The 24,745-nt window shown below is 68.4% G+C and carries 18 protein-coding genes, 1 tRNA gene and 3 rRNA genes; 7 read left to right on the top strand and 15 right to left on the bottom strand.

Features of this window, described 5'->3' with window-relative positions; genetic code table 11:
• The 6 genes from JOD66_RS24245 to JOD66_RS24220 form a co-directional block, all read right to left on the bottom strand.
• A complete protein-coding gene (locus tag JOD66_RS24245) occupies positions 1-417 on the bottom strand; it encodes a hypothetical protein (RefSeq protein ID WP_204839355.1) in 417 nt (138 codons plus the stop codon).
• A gap of 154 nt (positions 418-571) precedes the next feature.
• Complete coding sequence (locus JOD66_RS24240) at positions 572-1,198, bottom strand: hypothetical protein (RefSeq protein WP_204839354.1); 627 nt, start codon at positions 1,196-1,198, stop codon at positions 572-574.
• A gap of 53 nt (positions 1,199-1,251) precedes the next feature.
• Positions 1,252-1,323 (bottom strand) — tRNA-Val (locus JOD66_RS24235).
• A 222-nt stretch (positions 1,324-1,545) separates the two neighbouring features.
• Positions 1,546-2,034: a peroxiredoxin gene (locus tag JOD66_RS24230; protein WP_204839353.1), complete on the bottom strand. Its 489-nt coding sequence runs from the start codon at positions 2,032-2,034 to the stop codon at positions 1,546-1,548.
• Between the two features lie 8 nt (positions 2,035-2,042).
• Positions 2,043-3,695 (bottom strand): AMP-binding protein, encoded by a 1,653-nt coding sequence (locus tag JOD66_RS24225; protein WP_204839352.1) that lies wholly within the window; start codon positions 3,693-3,695, stop codon positions 2,043-2,045.
• 22 nt (positions 3,696-3,717) lie between these two features.
• Positions 3,718-4,155 (bottom strand): DUF3052 domain-containing protein, encoded by a 438-nt coding sequence (locus JOD66_RS24220; protein WP_443678800.1) that lies wholly within the window; start codon positions 4,153-4,155, stop codon positions 3,718-3,720.
• Positions 4,156-4,364: 209 nt separating this feature from the next.
• Here JOD66_RS24220 and aceE point away from each other — a divergent pair, with 209 nt between their 5' ends.
• Positions 4,365-7,130 (top strand): pyruvate dehydrogenase (acetyl-transferring), homodimeric type, encoded by a 2,766-nt coding sequence (gene aceE / locus JOD66_RS24215; RefSeq protein ID WP_307823786.1) that lies wholly within the window; start codon positions 4,365-4,367, stop codon positions 7,128-7,130.
• Positions 7,131-7,157: 27 nt separating this feature from the next.
• Here the strand turns inward: aceE and JOD66_RS24210 are convergent, their stop codons facing one another.
• The gene (locus JOD66_RS24210; protein WP_204839350.1) at positions 7,158-8,159 is read right to left on the bottom strand and encodes an SLC13 family permease; all 1,002 of its coding nucleotides are present in this window, start codon (positions 8,157-8,159) and stop codon (positions 7,158-7,160) included.
• A gap of 12 nt (positions 8,160-8,171) precedes the next feature.
• On the bottom strand, positions 8,172-9,170 hold the full coding sequence (locus JOD66_RS24205) for an alpha/beta fold hydrolase (RefSeq protein ID WP_204839349.1): 999 nt from the start codon (positions 9,168-9,170) through the stop codon (positions 8,172-8,174).
• 135 nt (positions 9,171-9,305) lie between these two features.
• Between JOD66_RS24205 and JOD66_RS24200 the strand changes: the two genes are divergently transcribed.
• The 5 genes from JOD66_RS24200 (at position 9,306) to fabF (ending at position 14,112) form a co-directional block, all read left to right on the top strand.
• Positions 9,306-10,487, top strand: coding sequence for a PucR family transcriptional regulator (locus JOD66_RS24200; protein ID WP_204839348.1), 1,182 nt, complete (start codon positions 9,306-9,308; stop codon positions 10,485-10,487).
• 91 nt (positions 10,488-10,578) lie between these two features.
• A complete protein-coding gene (locus tag JOD66_RS24195; protein ID WP_204839347.1) occupies positions 10,579-11,520 on the top strand; it encodes an ACP S-malonyltransferase in 942 nt (313 codons plus the stop codon).
• Complete coding sequence (locus JOD66_RS24190) at positions 11,517-12,518, top strand: beta-ketoacyl-ACP synthase III (protein WP_204839346.1); 1,002 nt, start codon at positions 11,517-11,519, stop codon at positions 12,516-12,518. The genes JOD66_RS24195 and JOD66_RS24190 overlap by 4 nt, the downstream gene beginning before the upstream one ends.
• Before the next feature lie 65 nt (positions 12,519-12,583).
• A complete protein-coding gene (locus tag JOD66_RS24185) occupies positions 12,584-12,829 on the top strand; it encodes an acyl carrier protein (RefSeq protein WP_141799363.1) in 246 nt (81 codons plus the stop codon).
• Positions 12,830-12,861: 32 nt separating this feature from the next.
• Positions 12,862-14,112: a beta-ketoacyl-ACP synthase II gene (gene fabF, locus JOD66_RS24180; protein WP_204839345.1), complete on the top strand. Its 1,251-nt coding sequence runs from the start codon at positions 12,862-12,864 to the stop codon at positions 14,110-14,112.
• A gap of 177 nt (positions 14,113-14,289) precedes the next feature.
• Here fabF and JOD66_RS24175 read toward each other — a convergent pair whose 3' ends face one another.
• Together JOD66_RS24175 and JOD66_RS24170 are read right to left on the bottom strand one after the other, a co-directional pair.
• Positions 14,290-14,787, bottom strand: coding sequence for a DUF3145 domain-containing protein (locus tag JOD66_RS24175; RefSeq protein ID WP_204839344.1), 498 nt, complete (start codon positions 14,785-14,787; stop codon positions 14,290-14,292).
• A gap of 224 nt (positions 14,788-15,011) precedes the next feature.
• The gene (locus JOD66_RS24170) at positions 15,012-15,932 is read right to left on the bottom strand and encodes an alpha/beta fold hydrolase (protein ID WP_204839343.1); all 921 of its coding nucleotides are present in this window, start codon (positions 15,930-15,932) and stop codon (positions 15,012-15,014) included.
• A 56-nt stretch (positions 15,933-15,988) separates the two neighbouring features.
• Here JOD66_RS24170 and JOD66_RS24165 point away from each other — a divergent pair, with 56 nt between their 5' ends.
• Positions 15,989-16,597, top strand: coding sequence for a hypothetical protein (locus JOD66_RS24165; RefSeq protein WP_204839342.1), 609 nt, complete (start codon positions 15,989-15,991; stop codon positions 16,595-16,597).
• 25 nt (positions 16,598-16,622) lie between these two features.
• Here JOD66_RS24165 and JOD66_RS24160 read toward each other — a convergent pair whose 3' ends face one another.
• The 5 genes from JOD66_RS24160 to tyrS form a co-directional block, all read right to left on the bottom strand.
• Entirely contained in the window at positions 16,623-17,582 is a 960-nt protein-coding gene (locus JOD66_RS24160) for a tetratricopeptide repeat protein (protein WP_239545421.1), read from the bottom strand.
• Positions 17,583-17,678: 96 nt separating this feature from the next.
• Positions 17,679-17,795: ribosomal RNA gene (rrf, locus tag JOD66_RS24155) — 5S ribosomal RNA — on the bottom strand.
• A 99-nt stretch (positions 17,796-17,894) separates the two neighbouring features.
• A 23S ribosomal RNA gene (locus JOD66_RS24150) occupies positions 17,895-21,029 on the bottom strand.
• A 330-nt stretch (positions 21,030-21,359) separates the two neighbouring features.
• Positions 21,360-22,879: ribosomal RNA gene (locus JOD66_RS24145) — 16S ribosomal RNA — on the bottom strand.
• The 16S, 23S and 5S rRNA genes sit together here, the layout of an rRNA operon.
• Positions 22,880-23,385: 506 nt before the next feature.
• Positions 23,386-24,657 (bottom strand): tyrosine--tRNA ligase, encoded by a 1,272-nt coding sequence (gene tyrS / locus JOD66_RS24140; protein WP_204839341.1) that lies wholly within the window; start codon positions 24,655-24,657, stop codon positions 23,386-23,388.
• Between the last annotated feature and the right edge of the window lie 88 nt (positions 24,658-24,745).

Below are 24,745 nucleotides of genomic sequence, written 5' to 3'. Positions count from 1 at the left end.
TCAGCCGCGGGTGTTGTGCCGGGTGTTGTCGTTGGTGTGGTTGCTGGTCCAGTCCCGCACCTTCGGGCCCGGACCGTCGTTGGTCCAGTCCCGCACCGCCCGGCCGGTCCGGCTGTGGTCGCGTCCGCTGCGCGCCCCGGTCCGGGTGCGGGTCCGGTCGTCGCCCGCTCCGGTCCGGGTCCGGGTGTGGGTGCCGGCGCGGGTGTCGTCGTCCCCGGCCCGGGCCCGCAGGTCGTCGCCGTCGGAGTCGTCGTCCTCGGTGACCAGGACGACGTCGGCGGTGTCCTGCTCGCGCTTGAACGCCAGCTGGCCGCCGCCGTCGCTCGCCTGCGCCGGCCAGGCCAGCACGCCGGCGGCCACGCCGACCGCCGTCACGCCGGCCAGGGTGCTGACCGCGACCATCAGGGGCTTCTTCATGGTTCCTCCTCGCTCGGTGGCGTCGACGTCCTCGCCGACGTCAGCACTCTCCCGAGCGGGAGTGAGGCAGGCATGAGCCGCCGGTGAGAGGGTTCTCATGAAGGCGCGCGCCCTCGAGCTCGACCCTCGAGTTCGACGCGGGCGGGTCGAGCGGTCAGCGCCTGATCTTCGGCGACCTGCCGGTCTCGACCCCGACCGTCCCGGCGAGGGTCATGCCGGTGCGCAGCCCGTCGTCGTCGTACGACTGGCCGGTGAACATGCCGAAGGTCGACAGCGACACCCCCACGCGGACCCAACGTGGGTCGTCGAGGCAGGAGCGCGGGACCGAGAGCCGGAGGGTGGTGCGCTCGGCGACCAGCTTGCGCTTGAGGCCGGGGCACTTGACGACCATGTCCTTCTCCTTCTTGGCCTTGAAGTCCATCAGCTCCACGCCGCCCACGCCGGGCGCCCGCATCCAGGTGAGCACGAAGTAGTGCCCTCGGGTCCGCAGGTCGACGGACGCGCCGAACGCACCGGTGATCGCGGTCCGCGTGCGTACCAGGATGGTCACCCGCTTGCGGCCGTGGTCGACCACCACCTGGGTGATGTCGCCGTTCGCCTGCTCCGGCGCGGTCTCCACCGACAGCGAGGTCTCGGTCACGGCCATGTGCGTCACGTCGCCCGCCGCGTCGTCGTAGGTCCACCGGTCGGCGTGCGCCGGCGCCGCCAGCGCGACCGTGGCCGCAGGGAGGAGGAGCGACAGCAACAGGGCGGGCACGGCCCGCGACATCCGCGACGACATGGCGCCACCCTGGCACAGCTGTCGACGACAGGTCACCAGAATTTGGGAGCCGGTGGGCGCAGAGGGGATCGAACCCCCGACCACCTCGTTGTAAGCGAGGGGCTCTACCGCTGAGCTATACGCCCCGGAAGCCGGGCCAGCGTACCGAAGCAGGCCTTCAGGACCGAAACGACAGCCCGAGCGTCGCGCGCGGGACGCCGGGGCAAAAATGAGCTGAACCGCTGGCGTCTCGGGTCACCAGCGGTTCAACGAGTAGAACAGTAGCGGGCCATTCCGGTCTGGCCAACGGATCGCGGCGAATTGGTTGAAAAATGACCCGAAGTGACTACAACCACGGCCCGAACTGGCTACTCCGCGGCCGCGCGGAGTGCTTCCAACAGGTCATCGGCGCTCCGGGCGGCGGGCTTGGGGTTGTGCACCGCCCAGGTGAGGCGGCCGGTCCGGTCGATGACGTACGACGACCGCTCGGCGCTCCCCCCACGCTCGTCGAACACGCCGTAGGCCCGCGCCACCTCGCCGTGCGGCCAGAAGTCGCTGAGCAGCCCGAAGTTGAGCCCGTCGGCGTCGCTGAACGCGCGCAGCGCGTAGACCGGGTCGCAGGAGATCGCGAGCACCTCGGTGTCGAAGGTGAGGAACTCGTCGAGCCGGGTGCGGATGCCGTGCATCTCGCCGCTGCACACGCCGCTGAACGCGAACGGGTAGAAGACCAGCGCGACCGCCTTCACGCCGCGGTACGACGACAGGGTGATGTCCTGGCCGAACTGGTCGCGCAGCGTGAAGTCGGGGGCGAGCCCGCCGACCTCGATGCCGGTCGCGGCGCTGGGCGGTCCGGCCACGTCGGGCCTCACTCGGACGACTCGGACGGGTCCAGGGCGGCAAGCTCGCGCTTGAGCACCTTGCCGGTCGCATTGCGCGGCAGCTCGTCGAGGAAGACGATCTCGCGCGGCACCTTGAACCGGGCCAGGTTCTGCTTGACCAGGTCCTTGAGCTCGTCGGCGGAGACCGGCTCGGTGTCGGGGACGCGCACCACGAAGGCGCGCAGCCGCTTGCCGAAGTCGGGGTCCTCGACGCCGATCGCGGCGACCTCGGCCACCCGTTCGTGGGTCGCCAGGCAGTCCTCGACCTCCTTGGGGAAGACGTTCTCGCCGCCGGAGACGATCATCTCGTCGTCGCGGCCCTCGACGTAGAGCCGGCCCTCGGCGTCGAAGCGCCCGACGTCGCCGGACGACATCAGCCCGTCGACCATCTCCTTGCCGCCGCCACCGGTGTAGCCCTCGATCTGGAGGCTGTTGCCGACGAAGATCCGGCCCGACTCCCCGACCGGCACCTCGCGGCCGTCGGCGTCGAGGATCCGGACGACGGTCTGGTGGGGCAGCCGGCCGGCGCAGCCCGGCGCCTCGCGCAGGTCCTGGGGGGAGGCGATCGAGGCCCAGGCGACCTCGGTGGAGCCGTAGATGGAGTACAGGTTGTCGCCGAAGCGGTCCATCCACTGCGTCGGCAGGTCACCGGGCAGGGCGGAGCCGGAGGACGCGACCGCCTTCAGGTTCGGCAGCGGGTAGCGGTCCAGCGTCTCGTCGGGCAGGGCGAGGATCCGCTGCAGCATCACCGGGATCACCGCGAAGGAGTCGCACCGCTCGTCGCGCAGCAGGCGCAGCGCGTCCTCGGGGTCGAACCTGCGGGTGAGCACGAGCGTGGTGCCGAGCATCATCGCGAGCTGGTAGTGCGCGAAGCCCCAGGTGTGGAACAGCGGCGCGGCGACATGGCACTTCCAGCCGCTCTTGAGCGGCATCCGCGACAGCAGCGAGATCGCCGCCGGCAGCCCACCCTGGGGCCGGGGCGCGCCCTTCGGCGTACCCGTCGTGCCGGAGGTCAGGATGATGGTGCGGCCCTTGCTCGCGGGCGGGGCCAGGTCGTCGGTACGCCGGGCGGCGAGGCCCGCGGAGATGATCCCCTCGAGCGAGTCCGGCCCGGGCTCGCCGTCGGTCCAGCCGAGCACCCGGTCGGCGATGTCGGCCTCGGACAGCAGGCCGGTGAACTCCTCGTCGTGGACGACGACGCGCGGCTTCTCCCGCGCGATCACGTCGGCCAGCTGCGGGCCGGCGAAGGCGGTGTTGAGGTAGAGGACGTCGGCACCGAGCTTGCTGATCGCGATCGAGGCCTCGATGAAGCCGCGGTGGTTGCGGCACATGACGGCCACTCCGTCGCCGGACCGCACGCCTCGGGCGCGCAGCCCGTGGGCCAGCGCGTTGGTGCGCGCCTGCAGCTCGCCGAAGGTGAGCGAGCCGCGCTCGTCGATGATCGCGACCTGCTCCGGCATCCGCAGCGCGATGGTCTTGAACCCGCCCGCGGGCGTGGTGCTCCACTGGCGCAGGGCGTTGGCCATCCCGGCCAGCACCCGCGGGGAGTAGGGGCGCACGATCCCCGACTCGGTGAGGATCTTGAGGCTGGTTCCGGTGTCCTTGACCCGGCCGGTGACCAGGTGCGCGAGCTTCCCCATGCCCCTATTCAAGCCCACCTGGCTACGAGACGGACTTCGGCGCCACCAGTCGGCTCGCGGCCCAGTCCTTGCTCACGGCCGCCGCGGAGGTCTGCGAGAGGCCGGCGATGGGGGCCGCCTCGGCGATGTCGGCCGCGTCGACCGCGCCCGGGCGGCCGATCTTGGGCGTCAGGAGCCAGATCACGCCGCCGCCGACCAGGTCGGTGAGGGCGTCGACCAGGCCGTCGACCAGGTCGCCGTCGTCGTTGCGCCACCACAGCAGGACGGCGTCGACGACGTTGCCGTAGTCGCCGTCGACCATGTCGCCGTCGATGGCGTCCTCGATCGCGACGCGCAGCTCGTCGTCGGTGTCGTTGTCCCAGCCGAGCTCCTGGACCACCATCCCCTGCTTGAGGCCCATCCTCTCTGCGGGTCCGGTCGGGCCGGATGAGCTGGTGCCGCCGGTGGCGGTCGAAGTCACGGTGAGTCCTCCAGTGGTTCGGGTACGACGAACATCCCGCAGGTGCGGGTTGGGGAGTAGTCCAGCGGAGTCAGGGGCCGCGGCGCAACCCTCCGGTCCGCGGAAGGTCCCCGGGCAGGTGACCGACGGGTAGATTTTCTGCCCTCGGGTGAGGTGCAACGATGGGCGACGTGACCTCCGACACGAACCCCGACGGCACCACCCCGGCCGTGCGCACGGCGTCGACCCCCTCGGTCATCCACGAGGGCCTGCCGACCCAGCTGCCCGACATCGACCCCGACGAGACCCAGGACTGGATCGACTCGTTCAACGCCCTCGTCGACGAGCGCGGCCGGGAGCGGGCCCGCTACGTCATGCTGCGCCTGCTGGAGCGGGCCCGCGAGGCACAGGTCGGCGTGCCGGCACTGCGGAGCACCGACTACATCAACACCATCCCGCCCGAGCGCGAGCCGTGGTTCCCCGGTGACGAGGACGTCGAGCGCCGGATCCGCGCGTTCATCCGCTGGAACGCCGCGGTGATGGTGTCCAGCGCCAACCGCAAGGGGCTGGAGGTCGGTGGGCACATCGCCACCTACCAGTCCAGCGCCTCGCTCTACGAGGTCGGCTTCAACCACTTCTTCCGCGGCAAGGACCACCCGGGTGGCGGCGACCAGCTCTTCATCCAGGGCCACGCCTCCCCCGGCATCTACGCCCGCGCCTTCCTCGAGGGCCGGCTGAGCGAGGACCAGCTGTTCCGGTTCCGCCAGGAGGTCCAGCACGGCAAGGGCGCCGGCCTGCCGTCGTACCCCCACCCGCGGCTGATGCCGGACTTCTGGGAGTTCCCGACCGTCTCGATGGGCCTGACCGGCATCAACTCGATCTACCAGGCGCGGTTCAACCGCTACCTGCACAACCGCGGCATCAAGGACACCAGCCAGCAGCACGTCTGGGCCTTCCTCGGCGACGGCGAGATGGCCGAGCCGGAGTCGCTGGGCGCGATCCGGATCGCCGCCCGCGAGGAGCTCGACAACCTCACCTGGGTGGTCAACTGCAACCTGCAGCAGCTCGACGGCCCGGTCACCGGCAACGGCAAGATCATCCAGGAGCTGGAGGCCAACTTCCGCGGCGCCGGCTGGAACGTGATCAAGGTCGTCTGGGGCCGCGAGTGGGACGCCCTGCTCGCCCGCGACGTCGACGGCGTGCTGGTCAACCAGATGAACTCCACGCCCGACGGCGCCTTCCAGACCTTCTCGGTCGAGTCCGGCGCCTACAACCGCGAGCACTTCTTCGGCTCCGACCCGCGCCTGCGCGCCATGGTCGAGCACATGACCGACCGCCAGATCGAGAAGCTGCCGCGCGGCGGTCACGACTACCGCAAGGTGTACGCCGCGTTCGACTCGGCCACCAAGCACGTCGGCCAGCCGACGGTGATCCTGGCCCACACGGTCAAGGGCTGGACGATCGACGCCCTCGAGGGCAAGAACGCCACGCACCAGATGAAGAAGCTGACCCAGGACGACCTGAAGAAGTTCCGCGACCGGCTCTACCTGCCGATCAGCGACCGCGACCTGGAGACGGCCTACGAGACCACCGGTGCCGCGCCCTTCTTCCACCCGGGCGCGGACTCCCCCGAGATCGAGTACATGATGGAGCGCCGCCGCCAGCTCGGCGGCTCGCTCCCCCGGCGGGTGGACCGCTCCACGATGCTGACCCTGCCCGGCGACGGCGTGTACGCCGAGCTCAAGAAGGGCGCCGGCGCCCACAAGGTCGCGACCACCATGGCCGCGGTCCGGTTGCTCAAGGACTGGATGAAGGACCCCGGCATCGGCCAGCGCCTGGTCCCGATCGCACCCGACGAGTACCGCACCTTCGGGATGGACGCCATGTTCCCCTCGGCGAAGGTCTACGACCCCCACGGCCAGCAGTTCGAGTCCGTCGACCGCAACATGCTGCTGCAGTACAAGATGTCGACCAGCGGACAGATGCTCCACGAGGGCATCTCCGAGGCCGGGGCGATGGCGTCCGCGATCGCCGCCGGGTCGTCGTACGCCACCCATGGCGAGCCGATGATCCCGTTCTACATCTTCTATTCGATGTTCGGCTTCCAGCGCACCGGCGACTCGATCTGGGCGATGGCCGACCAGCTCGCCCGCGGCTTCCTGATCGGCGCCACCGCCGGTCGCACGACGCTCACCGGCGAGGGCCTGCAGCACGCCGACGGCCACTCGCCGCTGCTCGCCGCCACCAACCCCGCGGTGGTCCACTACGACCCGGCCTTCGGCTACGAGGTCGGCCACATCATGCGCGCCGGCCTGGAGCGGATGTACGGCGCCAGCGAGGCCCACCCGCGCGGCGAGGACGTCATCTACTACCTCACCGTCTACAACGAGCCGGTCGCCCAGCCCGCCGAGCCCGAGGACCTCGACGTCGCCGGCCTGCTCAGGGGCATCTACCGGGTCTCCGACTCCGGGACCGCCGACGGACCGCGGGTGCGCCTGCTCGCCTCCGGCGTCGGGTTCCCGTGGATCGAGGACGCCAAGCGGATCCTCGCCGACGAGTGGGGCGTCCAGGCCGAGACCTGGTCGGTCACGTCGTGGAACGAGCTGGCCCGCGACGGCATCGCCACCGAGAAGTGGAACCTGCTCCACCCGGACGAGGCGCACCGCACGCCGTACGTCACCCAGGCGCTGGGCGAGGGCCAGGCGCCCGTGGTCGCGGTCTCCGACTACATGACCGCCGTCCCGCTCCAGATCGCGCAGTGGGTGCCGGCCGACTACCACGTCCTCGGCGCCGACGGCTTCGGCTTCGCCGACACCCGGCCCGCCGCGCGCCGGTTCTTCCAGGTCGACGCCCCGTCGGTCGTCGTCCAGGCCCTCGCCGCGCTCGCCGACGCCGGCGAGATCGACCCGGGCCGGGTCAAGGAGGCCGTCGAGCGCTACCGGATCGACGACCCGACCGCGGTCGCCGGCGTGCTGCAGGAGGGCGGCGACGCCTGAGCCCGGGTCGACCACACCGAGGGGCGGTCACAGCCAGCCGGCCGCGACCGCCCCTCGCGTGACGACCAGCAGCACCGCCAGGAACCCGACGTTGACCACCGTGAAGACCCGCAGGAAGCGCCGGGTCTCCCCCGGCCGCTCCGCCACGTGCTGCCGCAGCGTGATCAGGCTCGCCAGCGACGCCACGACGGTCCCGACCCCGCCGATGTTGACCCCGACGAGCAGCTGCGCGTGCTCGCCGGTGAACGGCGCCGCGAGCACCGCCGTCGGCACGTTCGACAGCACCTGGCTGGCGAGGGCGCTCACGACCAGCGGGTCCCAGGCGAGCACGTCTCCCAGCGCGCTCGCCACGCTCGGCACCCGGGACAGGCCCTCGGCGACCGCGAAGAAGACGGCGAGCACCACCAGCAGCAGCCAGTCGACCTTCAGCAGCGCCGAGCGGTCGGCCACCAGCAGCACCAGTACGACGACCAGCCCGGCCCAGGCCGGGACCGCCCGGACCACGATCGCGACCGTCAGCGCGAACAGCGCCAGGTAGAGCAGGGTCCGGCCGACGACCACCCGGTGCGGCAGCACCACGGGCTCGTGCGGCGTGCTGCCCACCCGCAGGCAGGCGAGCACGATCAGCACCACGGACGCCGCGAACGGCAGCACCATGATCCGCAGGAAGTCGCCCAGCCCGAGCCCGTAGAACTGGTAGAGGTAGAGGTTCTGCGGGCTGCCGAAGGGCGTGATCATACCGCCGAGGTTGGCCGCGACCGTCTCCATCACGAAGACGAAGGTCAGCAGGTCGTCGTTGCCCGTCGCCCGCAGCGTCACCACGGTCAACGGCAGCAGCGTCAGCAGCGCCATGTCGTTGGTGATCAGCATCGAGGCGACCAGGGTGATGCCGACCAGACCCAGCACCAGGGAGCGCCGGGTGCGCAGCAGCGCGATGATGGTCTCGGCCACCGCCCCGAAGAAGTGCACGCCGTCGAGCGCCCGCACCACCGCCAGCAGGCAGAAGACGCTGGTGAGGGTCGTCAGCACGGCCGACCGAGCTCAGGCAGGGGTGACCGCCTCGTCGCGAGCCTCCGCTGCGGCGACCGCCGCCAGCGGCCCGAGCGGCGCGGTCGCACCGGCCTTGAGCATCCGCCGGAACCGCGCCCGGTTGTACGCCGCCGGCTCGGTCGTGGAGATGAAGTCGTCGAGCAGCCGGACGAACTCCTCCGGGTGGTCCTTGTGGGGGAAGTGCCCGGCGTCGGCCAGCACGTCGACCCGCACGTCGGGCGCCAGCGCCCGCGCGTTCTCGGCGTGCGTCGCGGGGATCACTTGGTCCTCCACGCCCCACAGCACCGACATCGGCATCGCCTCGCTGAGGTAGGCGCGGTCCGCCATGGTCACGATCTGGCCACGCCAGTCGATGACGGCACGGACCAGGTGGCGGATCGCGAACCGGGTGCGCCGGTCCTTCCACGAATCGACGATGTCGGCGACCTCGTCGAGGTCGCGGGTGTACTTGCGCAGCGGTCCGAAGGTGAGCCGACCGGACGCCGTCCGCAGCGCGAAGGTCTCGACCTGCCGGATCCCGGGGAGCGTGAGCAGCCCGACGGCGCGGAACCAGCCCGGCACCTGGATCAGCCGGATCATCGGCGTCACCTCGGGCCCGAGGCCGCCGGTGGAGACGAGCATCACCCGCTGGGTCCGCTCGGGGAACTGGTAGGCGAACTGCATCGCGACGCCGCCGCCGAAGCTGTGGCCGACCACGGTCACCTTGTCGATGCCGAGGACGGTGAGCAGGTCGCGCATCCCGTTGGCGTACCCGCCGAGGGTGTAGTCGGCCCGCGGCTTGTCGGACAGGCCGTGGCCGAGCAGGTCCGGTGCGATCACGGTGTAGCGCTCGGCGAGGTCGTCGATGACGTGCGCCCACGTCGTGTGGTCGCAGGCCAGCCCGTGCAGCAGCAGGACCGCCGGCCCCGACCCCTTCTTGACGTACGCCCGGCGCTTGCCGTGCAGCGTGACGTACTCGACCTCGTGCCGGACGTCGTTCCCCACCGACATCGCCGCACCCCCTCAGCGCTCGGCTAGCGAATGCTCACTCCTGCTAGCAATGGTGCACGATTCAACCACGCGCCCGGGCGGCCCGACACCCCCGCCTCCGCATTGCGGGCACCGCCCGAACACTAGGCTTGCGACATGTCCCCCACCGGTTCGGCGCAGCGGGCCGAGGCCACCCGGCAGCTGCGCGCCGCGACCGGCTCGCTGAGCACCGCCGCGACCTCCCGGATGGACGCCGACCTGGCCTGGTTCCGCGACCTGAGCGCCGAGGAGCGCTCGTACGTCGCGATGATCGTCCAGGCCGGCGTGAAGGGCTTCGTCGACTGGTTCGCCGACGGCGGCGGCTCCGACCCGCAGGACCACGCCCTGGTCGGCCAGGTCTTCGGCGCCGCCCCGCGCACCATGGCCGGCACCGTCGACCTGCACCAGACCGTGGACCTGATCAAGCTCACCATCGACGAGGTCGAGGGCAACATCGAGCGGCTGCTCGACCCCGAGGTGCTGCCCGACGTCCACGCCGCCGTGCTGCGCTACGGCCGCGAGGTCGCCTTCGCCACGGCCGAGGTCTACGCCCGGGCGGCCGAGGTCCGCGGCCGCTGGGACGCCCGGCTGGAGGCGCTCGCCGTCGACGCCGTGCTCCGCGCGGAGACCGACGAGGCCGTGCTGTCCCGGGCGAGCGCCGTCGGCTGGTCCTCCCGCGGTGAGGTCGCGGTCGTCGTCGGCACCGCCCCGCCCGAGGCCTCCGCGCCCCAGACCGGCGTCTTCGACGACGTACGCCGGGCGGCCCGGGAGGGCGGCCTGGACGCCCTCAGCGCGGTCCAGGGCCATCTGCTCGTGGTGATCCTCGGCGGCGTGAGCCACCTCGAGAAGGACGCGAGCACCGTCGTCCACCTGTTCGGCGACGGCGCCGTGGTCGTCGGCCCGAGCGCGACCGACCTGGCCCACGCCCATGTCTCGGCCCGGGTCGCCCTCGACGCCCTGCGCGCCGCCGCCGGTTGGCCGGACGCGCCCCGGCCGGTCTCGGCCCACGACCTGCTCCCCGAGCGGATCCTCGCCGGCGACGACCTCGCGCGGCGCGAGGCGATCGACGACCTCTACCGCCCGCTCGCGGAGTCCCGCGGCGAGCTGGTCGAGACCCTGGTCGCCTACTTCGCCAACGGCGCCGGCATCGAGGCCACCGCCCGCTCCCTGTTCGTCCACGCCAACACGGTGCGCTACCGCCTCGGCCAGATCGCCGACCTGACCGGACTCACGCCGTCCGTGCCCCGCGACGCGCTCACCCTCCAGCTGGCCCTGGTGCTGGGCCGGCAGTCCCCCTGAGATCGCGTTGTAGGACTCCCACAAGGACGCGCCGCCAAGTTCGTGGACGACGCAGGCGCGGTCCCCGACCCCCGACAGGCAGGCTGGATCCGTGCTCGTGATCGTGGCCCCCGGACAAGGCGCGCAGACGCCAGGATTCCTCTCGCCCTGGCTGGAGGACGACACCGTCGCCGCCGACCTCGACTGGCTCTCCGCCGTCGCCGGGCTGGACCTGGTCCACTACGGCACCGAGGCCGACGAGGACACGATCCGCGACACCAAGATCGCCCAGCCGCTGCTGGTCGCTGCCGGCCTGGTGGCCGCCCGCCGGCTCGGAGCCACCCCGGACGCCGTCACCGGCCACAGCGTCGGTGAGCTCACCGCGGCCGTCGGCGCCGGCGTCCTCACCGCCGAGCAGGCCATGGTGCTGGTCCGCGAGCGTGGCAGCGCGATGGCCGCGGCCGCCGCGGTGACCCCGACCGGCATGACCGCCGTCCTCGGCGGGGACCGCGACGCGGTGCTCGCCGCCATCGCCGCCCAGGGCCTGACCGCCGCCAACGACAACGGCCCCGGCCAGATCGTCGCCGCCGGCACGACCGAGCAGCTCGCCGCCTTCGCCGAGAACCCTCCCCAGGGCGGCCGGCTGCGGCCGCTCTCGGTGGCCGGCGCCTTCCACTCCCCCCACATGGCCCCCGCCGTCGACCACGTCACGCGCCTGGCGCGCGCGGTCGCCGTGGCCGACGCCCACACGCCCTTCCTCACCAACTCCGACGGCACCGCGATCTCGGCGGGCCGTGACGTGCTCGACCGGATCGTCGGCCAGATCGCGCGCCCGGTCCGCTGGGACCTGTGCCTGGCCACGATGACCGAGCTCGGCGTCACCGGCGTCCTGGAGCTGCCGCCGGCCGGCACCCTCACCGGGATCGCGAAGCGCTACTTCCGCGGCCGCGAGCCGGGGGTCGAGACCTTCGCCCTCTCCGGACCCGAGCAGCTCGACGAGGCCCGCGCCTTCTGCGAGCGCCACGCCCGCCAGTCCCAGGTCGTGCCCGCATGAGCGCCACCCTGAGCACCGCGACCGGAGCCGCGCACGCCGCGATCCTCGGCGTCGGCGCCTACCGCCCGCGTCGGGTCGTCCCCAACTCCGAGGTGATCGACGCGATCGACTCCAGCGACGAGTGGATCCAGCAGCGCTCCGGCATCAAGACCCGGCGCTTCGCCTCCGACGACGAGACGGTCGTCTCGATGAGCGTCGCGGCCGCCCAGGAGGCCCTGGCCGCCGCCGGCGTGGACGCCCCGCAGATCGACTGCGTGATCGTCGCCACGGTCAGCCACCTGCTGCAGACCCCGTCGGCCGCCACCATGATCGCCCACCAGCTCGGCACCGAGCAGGCGGCCGCCTTCGACATCTCCGCGGCCTGTGCCGGCTTCTGCCACGGCGTCGCGCTGGCCAACGACATGGTGCGCGGCGGCAGCGCCGGCTACGCGCTGGTCATCGGCGTCGAGCGGCTCTCCGACATCACCGACCCGACCGACCGCGGCACGGCGTTCATCTTCGCCGACGGCGCGGGCGCGGTCGTCGTGGGTCCGTCCGAGACGCCGGGCATCGGGCCGGTCGTCTGGGGCTCCGACGGCGAGCACTACGACCACATCCGCACCCCCGACTGGCGCGACATCCTGGCCTCCGGCGAGATGAAGATGCCGTGCCTGTCGATGAAGGGCAACGAGGTCTTCCGCTGGGCGTCGTACGGGATGGCCAAGGTCGCCCAGCAGGCCCTCGACAGCGCCGGCATCACCGCCGACCAGCTCGACTGCTTCGTGCCGCACCAGGCCAACAACCGGATCACCGACGCGATGGCCCGCTCGCTGAAGCTGCCGGAGTCGGTCCGGATCGCCCGCGACATCATCGACGCCGGCAACACCTCGGCGGCCTCGGTCCCGATGGCGCTGCGCCGGATGATCGACGAGGGCGACGCGAAGTCGGGCGACACCGCCCTGCTCATCGCCTTCGGCGCCGGCCTGGCGTACGCCGCCCAGGTCGTCGTCATCCCCTGACGGCTCCGCCCGTCCCACGGATTGCACCACCCAGCACCACCCACCAACCACGGGAGAAGAAGAGAATGAGCACCGAAGAGATCCGCGCCGCCCTCGCCGAGATCGTCAACGAGGTCGCCGGCATCCCGGCCGACAGCGTGCAGCTGGACAAGTCGTTCAGCGACGACCTGGACGTCGACTCGCTCTCCATGGTCGAGGTCGTCGTCGAGGCCGAGGAGAAGTTCGGCGTCACCATCCCCGACGACGAGGTCAAGAACCTCAAGACCGTCGGTGACGCCGTCGCCTACATCGAGCGCAACCGCGCCGCCTGATCCACCTGACTCACCAAGGGAGACCATCAGCCATGTCCCGCACTCGTGTCGTCGTGACCGGCTTGGGCACCACCAGCCCGCTCGGCGGCGACGTCGCCAGCACCTGGGAGGGCCTGCTCGCCGGTCGCTCGGGGATCCGTCCCCTCGGCGACCTGGCTGAGGGTCTCCCCGTCAAGATCGGTGGCACGGCCGCCGTCGAGCCCACCGACGTCCTCGACCGCGTCGTCGCCCGGCGCCTGGACCGCTCCTCGCAGTTCGCCCTGGTGGCGGCGCTCGAGGCGTGGGCCGACTCCGGGCTCGACGCCGTCCAGGAGGCGGGCGACCTCGACGGCGAACGGTTCGGCGTCGCCTTCGCCTCCGGCATCGGCGGCGTGCAGACGCTGCTGTCCAACCACGAGGTGCTGCTCGAGAAGGGGCCGCGGCGGGTCTCGCCGATCTCCGTGCCCATGCTGATGGCGAACGCCCCGGCGGCGACCATCAGCCTCAAGCTGGGCGCCCGCGGCCCGGTCAACACCCCGGTCTCGGCGTGCGCGTCCGGCAACGAGGCGATCTCGCTGGCCGCCGACCAGATCCGGCTCGGCCGCGTCGACGTCGCCATCGCCGGCGGCACCGAGGCGGCCATCCACCCGCTGCCCATCGCCGCCTTCGCCAACATGATGGCGCTGTCGAAGAACGACGGCGACCCCACCACCGTGTCGCGGCCCTTCGACGTGGCCCGCGACGGCTTCGTGCTCGGTGAGGGCGCCGGCGCCCTCGTCCTCGAGTCGCTGGAGCACGCCCAGGCCCGCGGCGCCCGGATCTACGCCGAGGTCCTCGGCACCGGCATCACCGCCGACGCCCACGACATCGCGCAGCCCGACCCGGCCGGTCGCGGTGGCGCCCGCGCCATCAAGGCCGCGGTCGCCGACGCCGGCGTGACGCCGTCCGACATCGCCCACGTCAACGCGCACGCCACCTCGACCCCGCAGGGCGACGTCGCCGAGTCGCTGATGCTGCACGCGGTCCTCGGCTCGGCGGCCAACGACCTGGTCGTCTCGGCCACCAAGTCGATGACCGGTCACCTGCTCGGCGGCGCCGGCGCCCTCGAGGCGGTCGCCACGGTGCTCGCGCTGCACCACCGCACCGCTCCCCCGACCATCAACCTCGACGAGAAGGACGAGCGCGTCGAGCTCGACGTCGCCACCAAGCCGCGGGACCTCCCGCTGGGCGACATCGCCGCGATCAACAACTCCTTCGGCTTCGGCGGCGCGAACGTCGCCGTCGTCTTCGGGTCGCCCTCCTGACGGCCCGAGCGCGCTCGCCCCGACACCCCGGCCGCGAACGCGCTCCGCGATCCAGGGCCGCTGGAACCCCTCCCGTCCAGCGGCCCTGCCCCACCGAGATGCTCCCGCACGACGAGCGCCCCGGCTCGAGACCGAGCCGGGGCGCTTGCTGCGTTCGCGGGTGGGACGGGGTGGCGCTCAGACGACCTGGTGCAGCCAGCGGACGGGAGCACCCTCACCGGCGTGCCGGAAGGTCTCCAGCTCGTCGTCCCACGGCTTGCCGAGGAGCTTGTCGATCTCGTTCTCGAGGGTGACCTCGCCGAGCGCGGCGCGGACCACCGACGCCTTGAGCCGGTCCTCGGGGATCATGATGTCGCCGTGCAGGCCCATCACGGCGTGGAAGACGCCCAGGTCGGGCGTGTAGGAGAACCGGGCGCCCTCGGTCGAGGAGGTCGGCTCCTCGGTCACCTCGAAGCGCAGGTGGTTCCATCCGCGCAGCGCGGAGGCCATCTCGGCGGCCGAGCCGACCTTGCCGGTCCAGGAGAACTCGGCCCGGTAGGTCCCCGACTGCGCCGGCTGCGGCGTCCAGTCCGGGTTGACGGGTACGCCGAGCACACCGCCCACGGCCCACTCGATGTGGGGGCACAGCGCGGACGGCGCGGAGTGGACGTAGAACACGCCCCTGGTCGCACTCATGCTTCCGGTCACCACGAACCCTCGCTTCCCTCTACCTCCGGCGTGAGATACGCCTTCCCCAGCGGTCTCAACGGAGGTGTCGAGGTCGCGAACGCGTGCGGGCACCGTTGCGGAGTGACACCTGTGATGTTGTGTTCCCATTGTGGCCCATGGGACGGCGCGACACCAGCGCAACCGCCGCGTGTCTGGGTCACACCCTGCCGCACGCAGGCGTCGGGCCGCAATCAGGCGCCGAGCGCCAGCAGCTCGTCCATGACGCGCACCGCGATGCCCAACCCACCCAGGTGGCTCTCTCCGTCGATCGTGGTCATCGTGGCGTCCGGGAGCCGGTCGACGCAGTGCCGGCCGTGCCGGAAGGGCACGATGTGGTCGTCGTCGCCGTGCCACCAGCGCACCGGCACGCCCACCTCGGCCAGCCGGAAGCCCCAGTCCCGGGTGAACAGCACCAGGTCCGCCAACGGCGCCGAGGTCTGGAACCGGCTCCCGTTGAGCAGGTCGTCGAGGAACATCGCCTTGAACTCGGGACGCGCCAGCAGGTTCTTGTCCCCCGGCGGCTGCACCGCGGCGTACAGGTCCAGCGCGGGACCCGCCAGCGGCTTGACGGTGCGGATCGCACCCGTCAGCGCCACCCCGAGCGGCACCCGGGTCGCGGCCAGCAGCGGCGCCGCGTGCACGGCCAGCTGGATGATCCCGCCCTCCGCGGCGTCCGGTCCCCGGGTCGGCGCCACGCCGCCGAGCACGCCCACCCCGGGCACCCGGTCGGGCAGCGCGGCGCCGGCGGCGAGCGCGTACGGACCACCGCCGGACAGCCCGATCACCCGCGCGCTGTCGATCGCGAGAGCGTCGAGCAGCAGGGTCAGGTCGGCGGTCCAGTCGAGCACGTTGGCGTAGAGGTGCGGCGTCGACGACCCGATCCCCGGGCGGTCGATCCCGATGATCCGCGCCCCCACCTCCTCGGCGTACGCCCGCGCGTCGACGGGGATCTGGCGACGCGCCCCGGGCGTGCCGTGCATCCACACGATCGCCGGGCCGCGTCGCGAGCCGTACTCCGCGAAGCTGAGCCGCCGGCCGTCCCTGACGGCGACACTGCCCTCGAGCGTGGGCCGCTTCGGCTGCTCGGGGATCCGGGGAGCAGGAAATGTCATGCGCAGGAGTGTCGCAGGTACGACGCGCGCGGCTCCCGGTGTCCTACGCTTCGGCCATGACCGACGGTGGAACCGCTCCCAGCGCCGCGCCCGCCCCCGGGCGTCGTCGTGCGGAGCGCCCGCCCCGCGGACGCGACCGGGAGCTCGACACCTCCGGAGTCCCCCGGCCCTCGTTCCAGTCCCGCGGCTGGCGGATCGCCGCGCTGGTCGTCGCGCTCGGGCTGCTGCTGACCTGGCTGGTCTGGTACGCGCTGACCCCCGAGCGGCTGCCCGTCTCAGCGAAGGTCGTCAACGCCAAGGGCGTCGTCGGCACCCCTCTCTACGTCGGCATGTTCGCCGCGCCCGCCGACCTGGACCGCACCCTGCGCATCTCCGGGGTCCGGGTGCACACCACCAGCGACGTGAAGCTGAAGGTCACTCCGCTGCTGTGCCGCCGCGGCACCATCGGCGTCACTACCCAGCCCGACCAGTTCTGTGCCGACCTGGTCAACCCCGAGGGCGAGCGACTGGTCGGCGGCGACTCGATCGTGGTCCGGGTCGAGGCCGACGACGCGGCACTCGCCGTGATCGACCGGATCCGGATCGCCTACCGCGAGGACATCCGCTGGGACACCCAGCCTGCCGGCAACCGGCAGGCGATCGTGACCGTCGCCGGCCGCCCCTGAGCGGCCGGCTCACCACGCGGGATGCTCAGCCGCGGTCGATCCGCTTCTCCACCGCCTCCGCGCGCTCCGCGGCGTCGGTGATCTCGTCGGCGTCGATCGCATTGGTCTTGTGGAACCAGGTGAGTGCGTCGTTGAGCCGGCCCGCCTCCTCCAGGGTGTCGGCGTACGCATAGCGCAGCCGGACCACCCACGGCTCCCGGGTCTTCGTGTTCAGCGGCGAGACCTCGAGCGTGCGCAGCGCGGCGTCCAGCTGGCCCAGGTCGCGACGTGCTCCGGCCTCCACCAGCGTCATCTCCGCCTTGGCGGCCGGCACGAACTTCGCCACGGACGGGCTCTTCGCGAGCTCCAGCGCCCGGGTCGGGTTGCCGAGCGCGCGGTGGCAGTCGGCCATGATCGGCAGGTACGCCGTCGCGCCGTTCATCCGCTTCGCCGCCCGCAGCTCCGAGAGCGCCTCGGCGTAGTGCCCGGCCGCGTACGCCGCCTCGCCCACCGCCTCCCGGACCACCGCGATCCGCGGCGCCCGGGCCTTGGCGGCCAGCGTGTGCTGGTAGGCGACCTCCGGCTCGTCGTCGACCAGCTGACCGGCGGCAGCGAGGTGCCGCGCGACGCGTGCGGCGAGCTTCTCCGGCAGCCCCTTCAGATGCGCCCGCACCGAGGCGCTCAGCTCGGCACCGGTCACGTCCTCGGGCAGCGGCGGACCGTCGTAGACGGCCTGCTTCTCCGTCCGCTCCGCCGGGTCGAGCCGCGGACGCCGCTCGGGACCACCCTGACCACCGCGGCCCGCGGGCTTCCGGTCGTCGGAGCGGCGGCGGTCGCCGCTCGGCTTGCGGTCACCCGGCTTGCGATCTCCGCCGGGCTTGCGGTCATAGGGCTTGCGGTCCTCGCCGCCCCGGGAGCTCGCACCCTTGCGGGGAGCTCCACCCTGTCGGGGCGCACCCTTGCGGGGGGCACCCGCGCCGTCACGACGGCCACGCTGGTCTGCCACGTCAGTCTCCTGGGACTACTCGAGATCGCTATTGAGGAATCTAGGTCCAAAACAGAGTAGGGGCCACCCGCATGGGTGGCCCCTACCTGAATGTTTGTCCGGCGGCGTCCTACTCTCCCACATCCTCTCGGTTGCAGTACCATCGGCGCTGGCAGGCTTAACTTCCGGGTTCGGGATGGGACCGGGTGTTTCCCTGCCGCTATGGCCGCCGTAACTCTATGAACCCCATGTATGTCTGGGGTTGGTCTTCTTCATGTGGACGCGCGCACCAACACAGTGCAGTCGTGCTTGTTGAGTGTGTTGGGGGTTTGTTGTGGCAAGTCTTCGGCCTATTAGTACCGGTCGGCTGGGCATTACTGCTGTACACCTCCGGCCTATCAACCCAGTGTTCTGCTGGGGGCCTTAACCCACAAAGGGGTGGGAAACCTCATCTTGAAACGTGCTTCCCGCTTAGATGCGTTCAGCGGTTATCACTTCCGAACGTAGCCAACCAGCCATGCACCTGGCGGTACAACTGGCACACCAGAGGTTCGTCCATCCCGGTCCTCTCGTACTAGGGACAGCCTTTCTCAAGTTTCCTACGCGCGCGGCGGATAGGGACCGAACTGTCTCACGACGTTCTAAACCCAGCTCGCGTGCCGCTTTAATGGGCGAACAGCCCAACCCTTGGGACCTACTCCAGCCCCAGGATGCGACGAGCCGACATCGAGGTGCCAAACCATCCCGTCGATATGGACTCTTGGGGAAGATCAGCCTGTTATCCCCGGGGTACCTTTTATCCGTTGAGCGACGACCCTTCCACTCGGAGTCGCCGGATCACTAGTTCCGACTTTCGTCCCTGCTCGACATGTCTGTCTCACAGTCAAGCTCCCTTGTGCACTTACACTCAACACCTGATTGCCAACCAGGCTGAGGGAACCTTTGAGCGCCTCCGTTACATTTTGGGAGGCAACCGCCCCAGTTAAACTACCCATCAGGCACTGTCCCTGAACCAGATCATGGCCCTAGGTTAGACATCTAGTACGACCAGAGTGGTATTTCAACGATGACTCCACCCCAACTGGCGTTGAGGCTTCACAGTCTCCCACCTATCCTACACAAGCCGAACCAAACACCAATGCCAAACTATAGTAAAGGTCCCGGGGTCTTTCCGTCCTGCCGCGCGTAACGAGCATCTTTACTCGTAGTGCAATTTCGCCGAGTCCATGGTTGAGACAGTAGGAAAGTCGTTACTCCATTCGTGCAGGTCGGAACTTACCCGACAAGGAATTTCGCTACCTTAGGATGGTTATAGTTACCACCGCCGTTTACTGGGGCTTAAATTCTGAGCTTCGACTTACGTCTAACCCGTCCTCTTAACCTTCCAGCACCGGGCAGGAGTCAGTCCGTATACATCGTCTTACAACTTCGCACGGACCTGTGTTTTTAGTAAACAGTCGCTTTCCCCTGGTCTCTGCGGCCTCCGGCGCTTCCCCAGCAAGTGGGTACACGCCTCGGGCCCCCCTTATCCCTAAGTTACGGGGGCATTTTGCCGAGTTCCTTAACCATGGTTGTCTCGATCGCCTCGGTATTCTCTACCTGATCACCTGAGTCGGTTTCGGGTACGGGCGGCTCATGGCTCGCTAGAGGTTTTTCTCGACAGCATAGGATCACCCACTTCGACCAAAAGGTCTCGGCATCACATCTCAGACTCACCCACCAAAGGGCTGGGACCCGGATTTGCCTAAGCCCCGTCCTACATGCTTACCCGCCGTCTACCATCGCGGCGGTTGGGCTACCTTCCTGTGTCACCCCATCGCTTGACTACTACCGGATCGGATCCCACGCTCCACACCAAGCCCTCACCCCGAAGGGATCAGTACGAGGTGCTTCGGGTGGTTAGCATCACCGGGCTCATCATGGGCGCCATTTCGCCGGTACGGGAATATCAACCCGTTGTCCATCGACTACGCCTGTCGGCCTCGCCTTAGGTCCCGACTTACCCAGGGCAGATTAGCTTGACCCTGGAACCCTTGATCAATCGGCGCACGGGTTTCTCACCCGTGATTCGCTACTCATGCCTGCATTCTCACTCGTGTCACATCCACACCTGGATCACTCCGGCGCTTCACCCGTGACACGACGCTCCCCTACCCAACCGTACCCCTGGACCACCATCAAGTAGTGGCCTGAGTTACATACGATTGCCATGGCTTCGGCGGATGGCTTGAGCCCCGCTACATTGTCGGCGCGGAATCACTTGACCAGTGAGCTATTACGCACTCTTTCAAGGGTGGCTGCTTCCAAGCCAACCTCCTGGTTGTCACTGCGACTCCACATCCTTTTCCACTTAGCCACCTCTTAGGGGCCTTAGCCGATGGTCTGGGCTGTTTCCCTCTCGACTATGAAGCTTATCCCCCACAGTCTCACTGCCACGCTCTCACTTACCGGCATTCGGAGTTTGGCTAACGTCAGTAACCTGGTAGGGCCCATCGGCTATCCAGTGCTCTACCTCCGGCAAGAAACACGCAACGCTGCACCTAAATGCATTTCGGGGAGAACCAGCTATCACGGAGTTTGATTGGCCTTTCACCCCTATCCACAGGTCATCCCCTCCATTTTCAACTGAAGTGGGTTCGGTCCTCCACGCCGTCTTACCGGCGCTTCAACCTGCCCATGGATAGATCACTCCGCTTCGGGTCTAGAACACGCGACTCAAACGCCCTATTCGGACTCGCTTTCGCTACGGCTACCCCACACGGGTTAACCTCGCCACGTATCGCTAACTCGCAGGCTCATTCTTCAAAAGGCACGCTGTCACCCTCTGCAACAAGTGCGCAGGCTCCAACGGATTGTAGGCACATGGTTTCAGGTACTATTTCACTCCCCGCCAGGGGTACTTTTCACCTTTCCCTCACGGTACTGGTCCGCTATCGGTCATCGAGGAGTATTTAGGCTTAACGGGTGGTCCCGCCAGATTCACACACCATTTCAGGGGTGGCGTGTTACTTGGGAAATGCTGAACACAGCCAAACACTATCGTCTACGGGGCTATCACCCGCTACGGCACCGCTTTCCAACGGACTTCGACCTCGCCTTTGGTTTCTTACTGCGCTCCACCACGGCAGCGATGGAAACAACACTCCCACAACCCCCACACCGCAACGCCTGCCGGCTATCACACGACATGGGTTTAGCCTCATCCGATTTCGCTCGCCACTACTCTCGGAATCACTTTTGTTTTCTCTTCCTACGGGTACTGAGATGTTTCACTTCCCCGTGTTCCCTCCACACACCCTATTTTATTCAGATGCGGGTAACTGGACATGACTCCAGCTGGGTTTCCCCATTCGGACATCCCCGGATCAACGCTCGGTTGCCAACTCCCCAGGGCATATCGCAGGCTCCAACGTCCTTCATCGGCTCTCGATGCCAAGGCATCCACCATGTGCCCTTAACAACTTGCCCACAACAAACCACCAACACACACAACAAACAAACACGCTGCAACAGTCAATGGCCACCGTCATGGAACAAACCAATTAAGAGAACACACAAAACAATCACGAAACAAACACTATATTAATGCTCGCGTCCACTATGAAGAAATCAAACAACCAGAAGCCAAACCAGCGCAACACCCCACACTCAGGGCGGGCGTCTGATGCCTCAGACACCCAACAGCGTGCCATACCTACCAACCAAGAAAACTCTCGGTCAACGATCGTTGCGTTCCACTATCCGAACACCCCATAACACGACAACACATTCGGCCATCGATGCGGGTGTGCTCCTTAGAAAGGAGGTGATCCAGCCGCACCTTCCGGTACGGCTACCTTGTTACGACTTCGTCCCAATCGCCAGCCCCACCTTCGACGGCTCCCCCCACAAGGGTTAGGCCACCGGCTTCGGGTGTTGCCGACTTTCGTGACGTGACGGGCGGTGTGTACAAGGCCCGGGAACGTATTCACCGCAGCGTTGCTGATCTGCGATTACTAGCGACTCCGACTTCATGGGGTCGAGTTGCAGACCCCAATCCGAACTGAGACCGGCTTTTTGGGATTCGCTCCCCCTCACGGGATCGCAGCCCTTTGTACCGGCCATTGTAGCATGCGTGAAGCCCTGGACATAAGGGGCATGATGACTTGACGTCATCCCCACCTTCCTCCGAGTTGACCCCGGCAGTCTCCCATGAGTCCCCGGCATAACCCGCTGGCAACATGGAACGAGGGTTGCGCTCGTTGCGGGACTTAACCCAACATCTCACGACACGAGCTGACGACAGCCATGCACCACCTGTACACCAGTATCAAAGAGACCCCCATCTCTGGGGGCTTCCGGTGTATGTCAAACCCAGGTAAGGTTCTTCGCGTTGCATCGAATTAATCCGCATGCTCCGCCGCTTGTGCGGGCCCCCGTCAATTCCTTTGAGTTTTAGCCTTGCGGCCGTACTCCCCAGGCGGGGCGCTTAATGCGTTAGCTACGGCACGGAACCCATGGAATAGGCCCCACACCTAGCGCCCAACGTTTACGGTGTGGACTACCAGGGTATCTAATCCTGTTCGCTCCCCACACTTTCGCTCCTCAGCGTCAGGTAATGCCCAGAGAACCGCCTTCGCCACCGGTGTTCCTCCTGATATCTGCGCATTTCACCGCTACACCAGGAATTCCATTCTCCCCTGCATACCTCTAGTCTGCCCGTATCGGAAGCAAGCACCGAGTTAAGCCCGGTGTTTTCACTCCCGACGCGACAAACCGCCTACGAGCCCTTTACGCCCAATAATTCCGGACAACGCTCGGACCCTACGTATTACCGCGGCTGCTGGCACGTAGTTGGCCGGTCCTTCTTCTGTACCTACCGTCACTTTCGCTTCGTCGGTACTGAAAGAGGTTTACAACCCGAAGGCCGTCATCCCTCACGCGGCGTTGCTGGATCAGGCTTCCGCCCATTGTCCAATATTCCCCACTGCTGCCTCCCGTAGGAGTCTGGGCCGTGTCTCAGTCCCAGTGTGACCGGTCACCCTCTCAGGCCGGCTACCCGTCAAAGCCTTGGTGAGCCATTACCTCACCAACAAGCTGATAGGCCGCGAGCACATCCCATGCCGAAAAAACTTTCCACCACCAACAGATGCCTATAGTGGTCGTATCCGGTATTAATCACCGTTTCCGGTGGCTATCCCAGAGCACAGGGCAGATTACTCACGTGTTACTCACCCGTTCGCCGCTCGAGTACCCCCGAAAGGGCCTTTCCGCTCGACTTGCATGTGTTAAGCACGCCGCCAGCGTTCGTCCTGAGCCAGGATCAAACTCTCCATAAGAAAATTCAAACCAAGCATTCAGACCTGCTGACAAACTGTCATCAGAATCATCATTGCCGAAAACACACACCCAACCCCCAAACGGAGATCAGATGCACACAAACGTCACAACAATCTATGCATGACACACTGTTGAGTTCTCAAACATCACACGCTCCGAAGTTTCCCGAGCCTGGCGGCGCGGTTCGTCCTCGTGCTGATGCAGTCCGAAACCTTAGAGTCTGACTCCGGTCTGTGCCAAATCCGCAAGGACTTGCTTTTCTGACCGGTGTCCGAACCAGGAGTTCGAGACTTGGTGGTCGCGGGGCCGGAAGCCCTCCGGCTGACCGCCGTCTTGCTTCCCGCCGCACCCGGCGACAAAGAGAACATTACGCACACCCGGCCAGAAGCACAAATCGAAACGACGTGACCCGGGCCACAGGGCTCCAGAGGGGCCTCCACGAGCCTGAAAACGCCTCGTGGGCGGCCCCCGGAGGGACCGCCCACGAGGGGGGATGTCTGCGTGCTCAGCGCACCCGTACGCCGGCGAAGCGCTTCTTGCCGCGTCGCAGCACCAGCCACGACGAGCCGATCAGGTCGGCCGCGGTCGGCACCTGCTCGGCGTCGTCGACCCGCACGTTGTTGAGGTACGCGCCGCCCTCCGCGATGGTGCGCCGGGCCTCCCCCTTGGACTTCGCCAGCCCCGTCAGGGTCAGCAGCTCGACGATGTCGGGGATGCCGGCGCTGCCGTCGACCTCGACCGTGCCGGCCTCGCCCAGGGCGGCGGCGAGCGTCGGGCCGGAGAGCCGGGTGACGTCGCCGCCACCGAACAGCGCCTCGGCGGCCGCCTTCGCGTTTGCGGTCTCGTCGGCGCCGTGGACCAGGGTGGTGACCTCGTCGGCCAGCACCTTCTGGGCCTCACGCAGGAAGGGCTTCTCCGCGTGGCGCGCCTCGAGCTCCTCGATCTCCGCGCGCGGGAGGAAGGTGAACACCCGCAGCAGCTCGCCCACCTTCTCGTCCTCGACGTTGAGCCAGAACTGGTGGAAGGCGTACGGCGGCATCATGTCCGCGTCCAGCCACAGCGCGCCGCCCTCGGTCTTGCCGTACTTGGTGCCGTCGGCCTTGGTGATCAGCGGCGTGGCGAAGGCATGGGCGGTGCCGCTCTCGGCGCGCCGGATCAGCTCGACGCCGCCGGTGAGATTGCCCCACTGGTCGGAGCCGCCGAACTGCAGCGTGACCCCCCGCTCGCGGTAGAGGGTCAGGAAGTCCATGGACTGCAAGAGCACGTAGGAGAACTCGGTGTAGCTGATGCCGGACTCGAGACGGCGCTTCACGGTCTCGCGCGCGAGCATCCGGTTGACCGGGAAGTGCTTGCCGATGTCGCGGAGGAAGTCGATGACCGACAGGCCCTCGGTCCAGTCATGGTTGTTGACCATGGTCGCGGCGTTCTCGCCCTCGAAGGAGAGGAACGGCTCGATCTGGCCGCGCACCCGCGCGGTCCACTCCTGGACGGTGTCGAGCGAGTTGAGCGTGCGCTCCCCCGAGTCGCGGGGGTCGCCGATCATGCCCGTGGCGCCGCCGACGAGCGCGAAGGGGGTGTGCCCGGCGCGCTGGAGGCGCATCGCGGTGACGATCTGGACCAGGTTGCCCATGTGGAGGCTCGGCGCGGTCGGGTCGAAGCCCACATAGAACCGGACGCTCCCGCCGCTCAGCGCTGTGCGCAGCGCGTCGCGATCGGTGGACTCGGCCAGCAGGCCGCGCCACTCGAGGTCGTCCAGAAGCGTGGTGTCGACGGACACGTCGGTCCTCTCCTTAGGTGGTGGTTCGGGGCTCGTCCCCGCTCCAAGGGTGCCCCATGGGCGTGTCGGCGGCGCACTGGGTTCTCCT

Source organism: Nocardioides nitrophenolicus (genome assembly GCF_016907515.1).
Taxonomy (GTDB): domain Bacteria; phylum Actinomycetota; class Actinomycetes; order Propionibacteriales; family Nocardioidaceae; genus Nocardioides; species Nocardioides nitrophenolicus.
The sequence above is the reverse complement of the archived record's forward strand: the minus strand, read 5'-3'. Positions and strand labels throughout refer to the sequence as shown.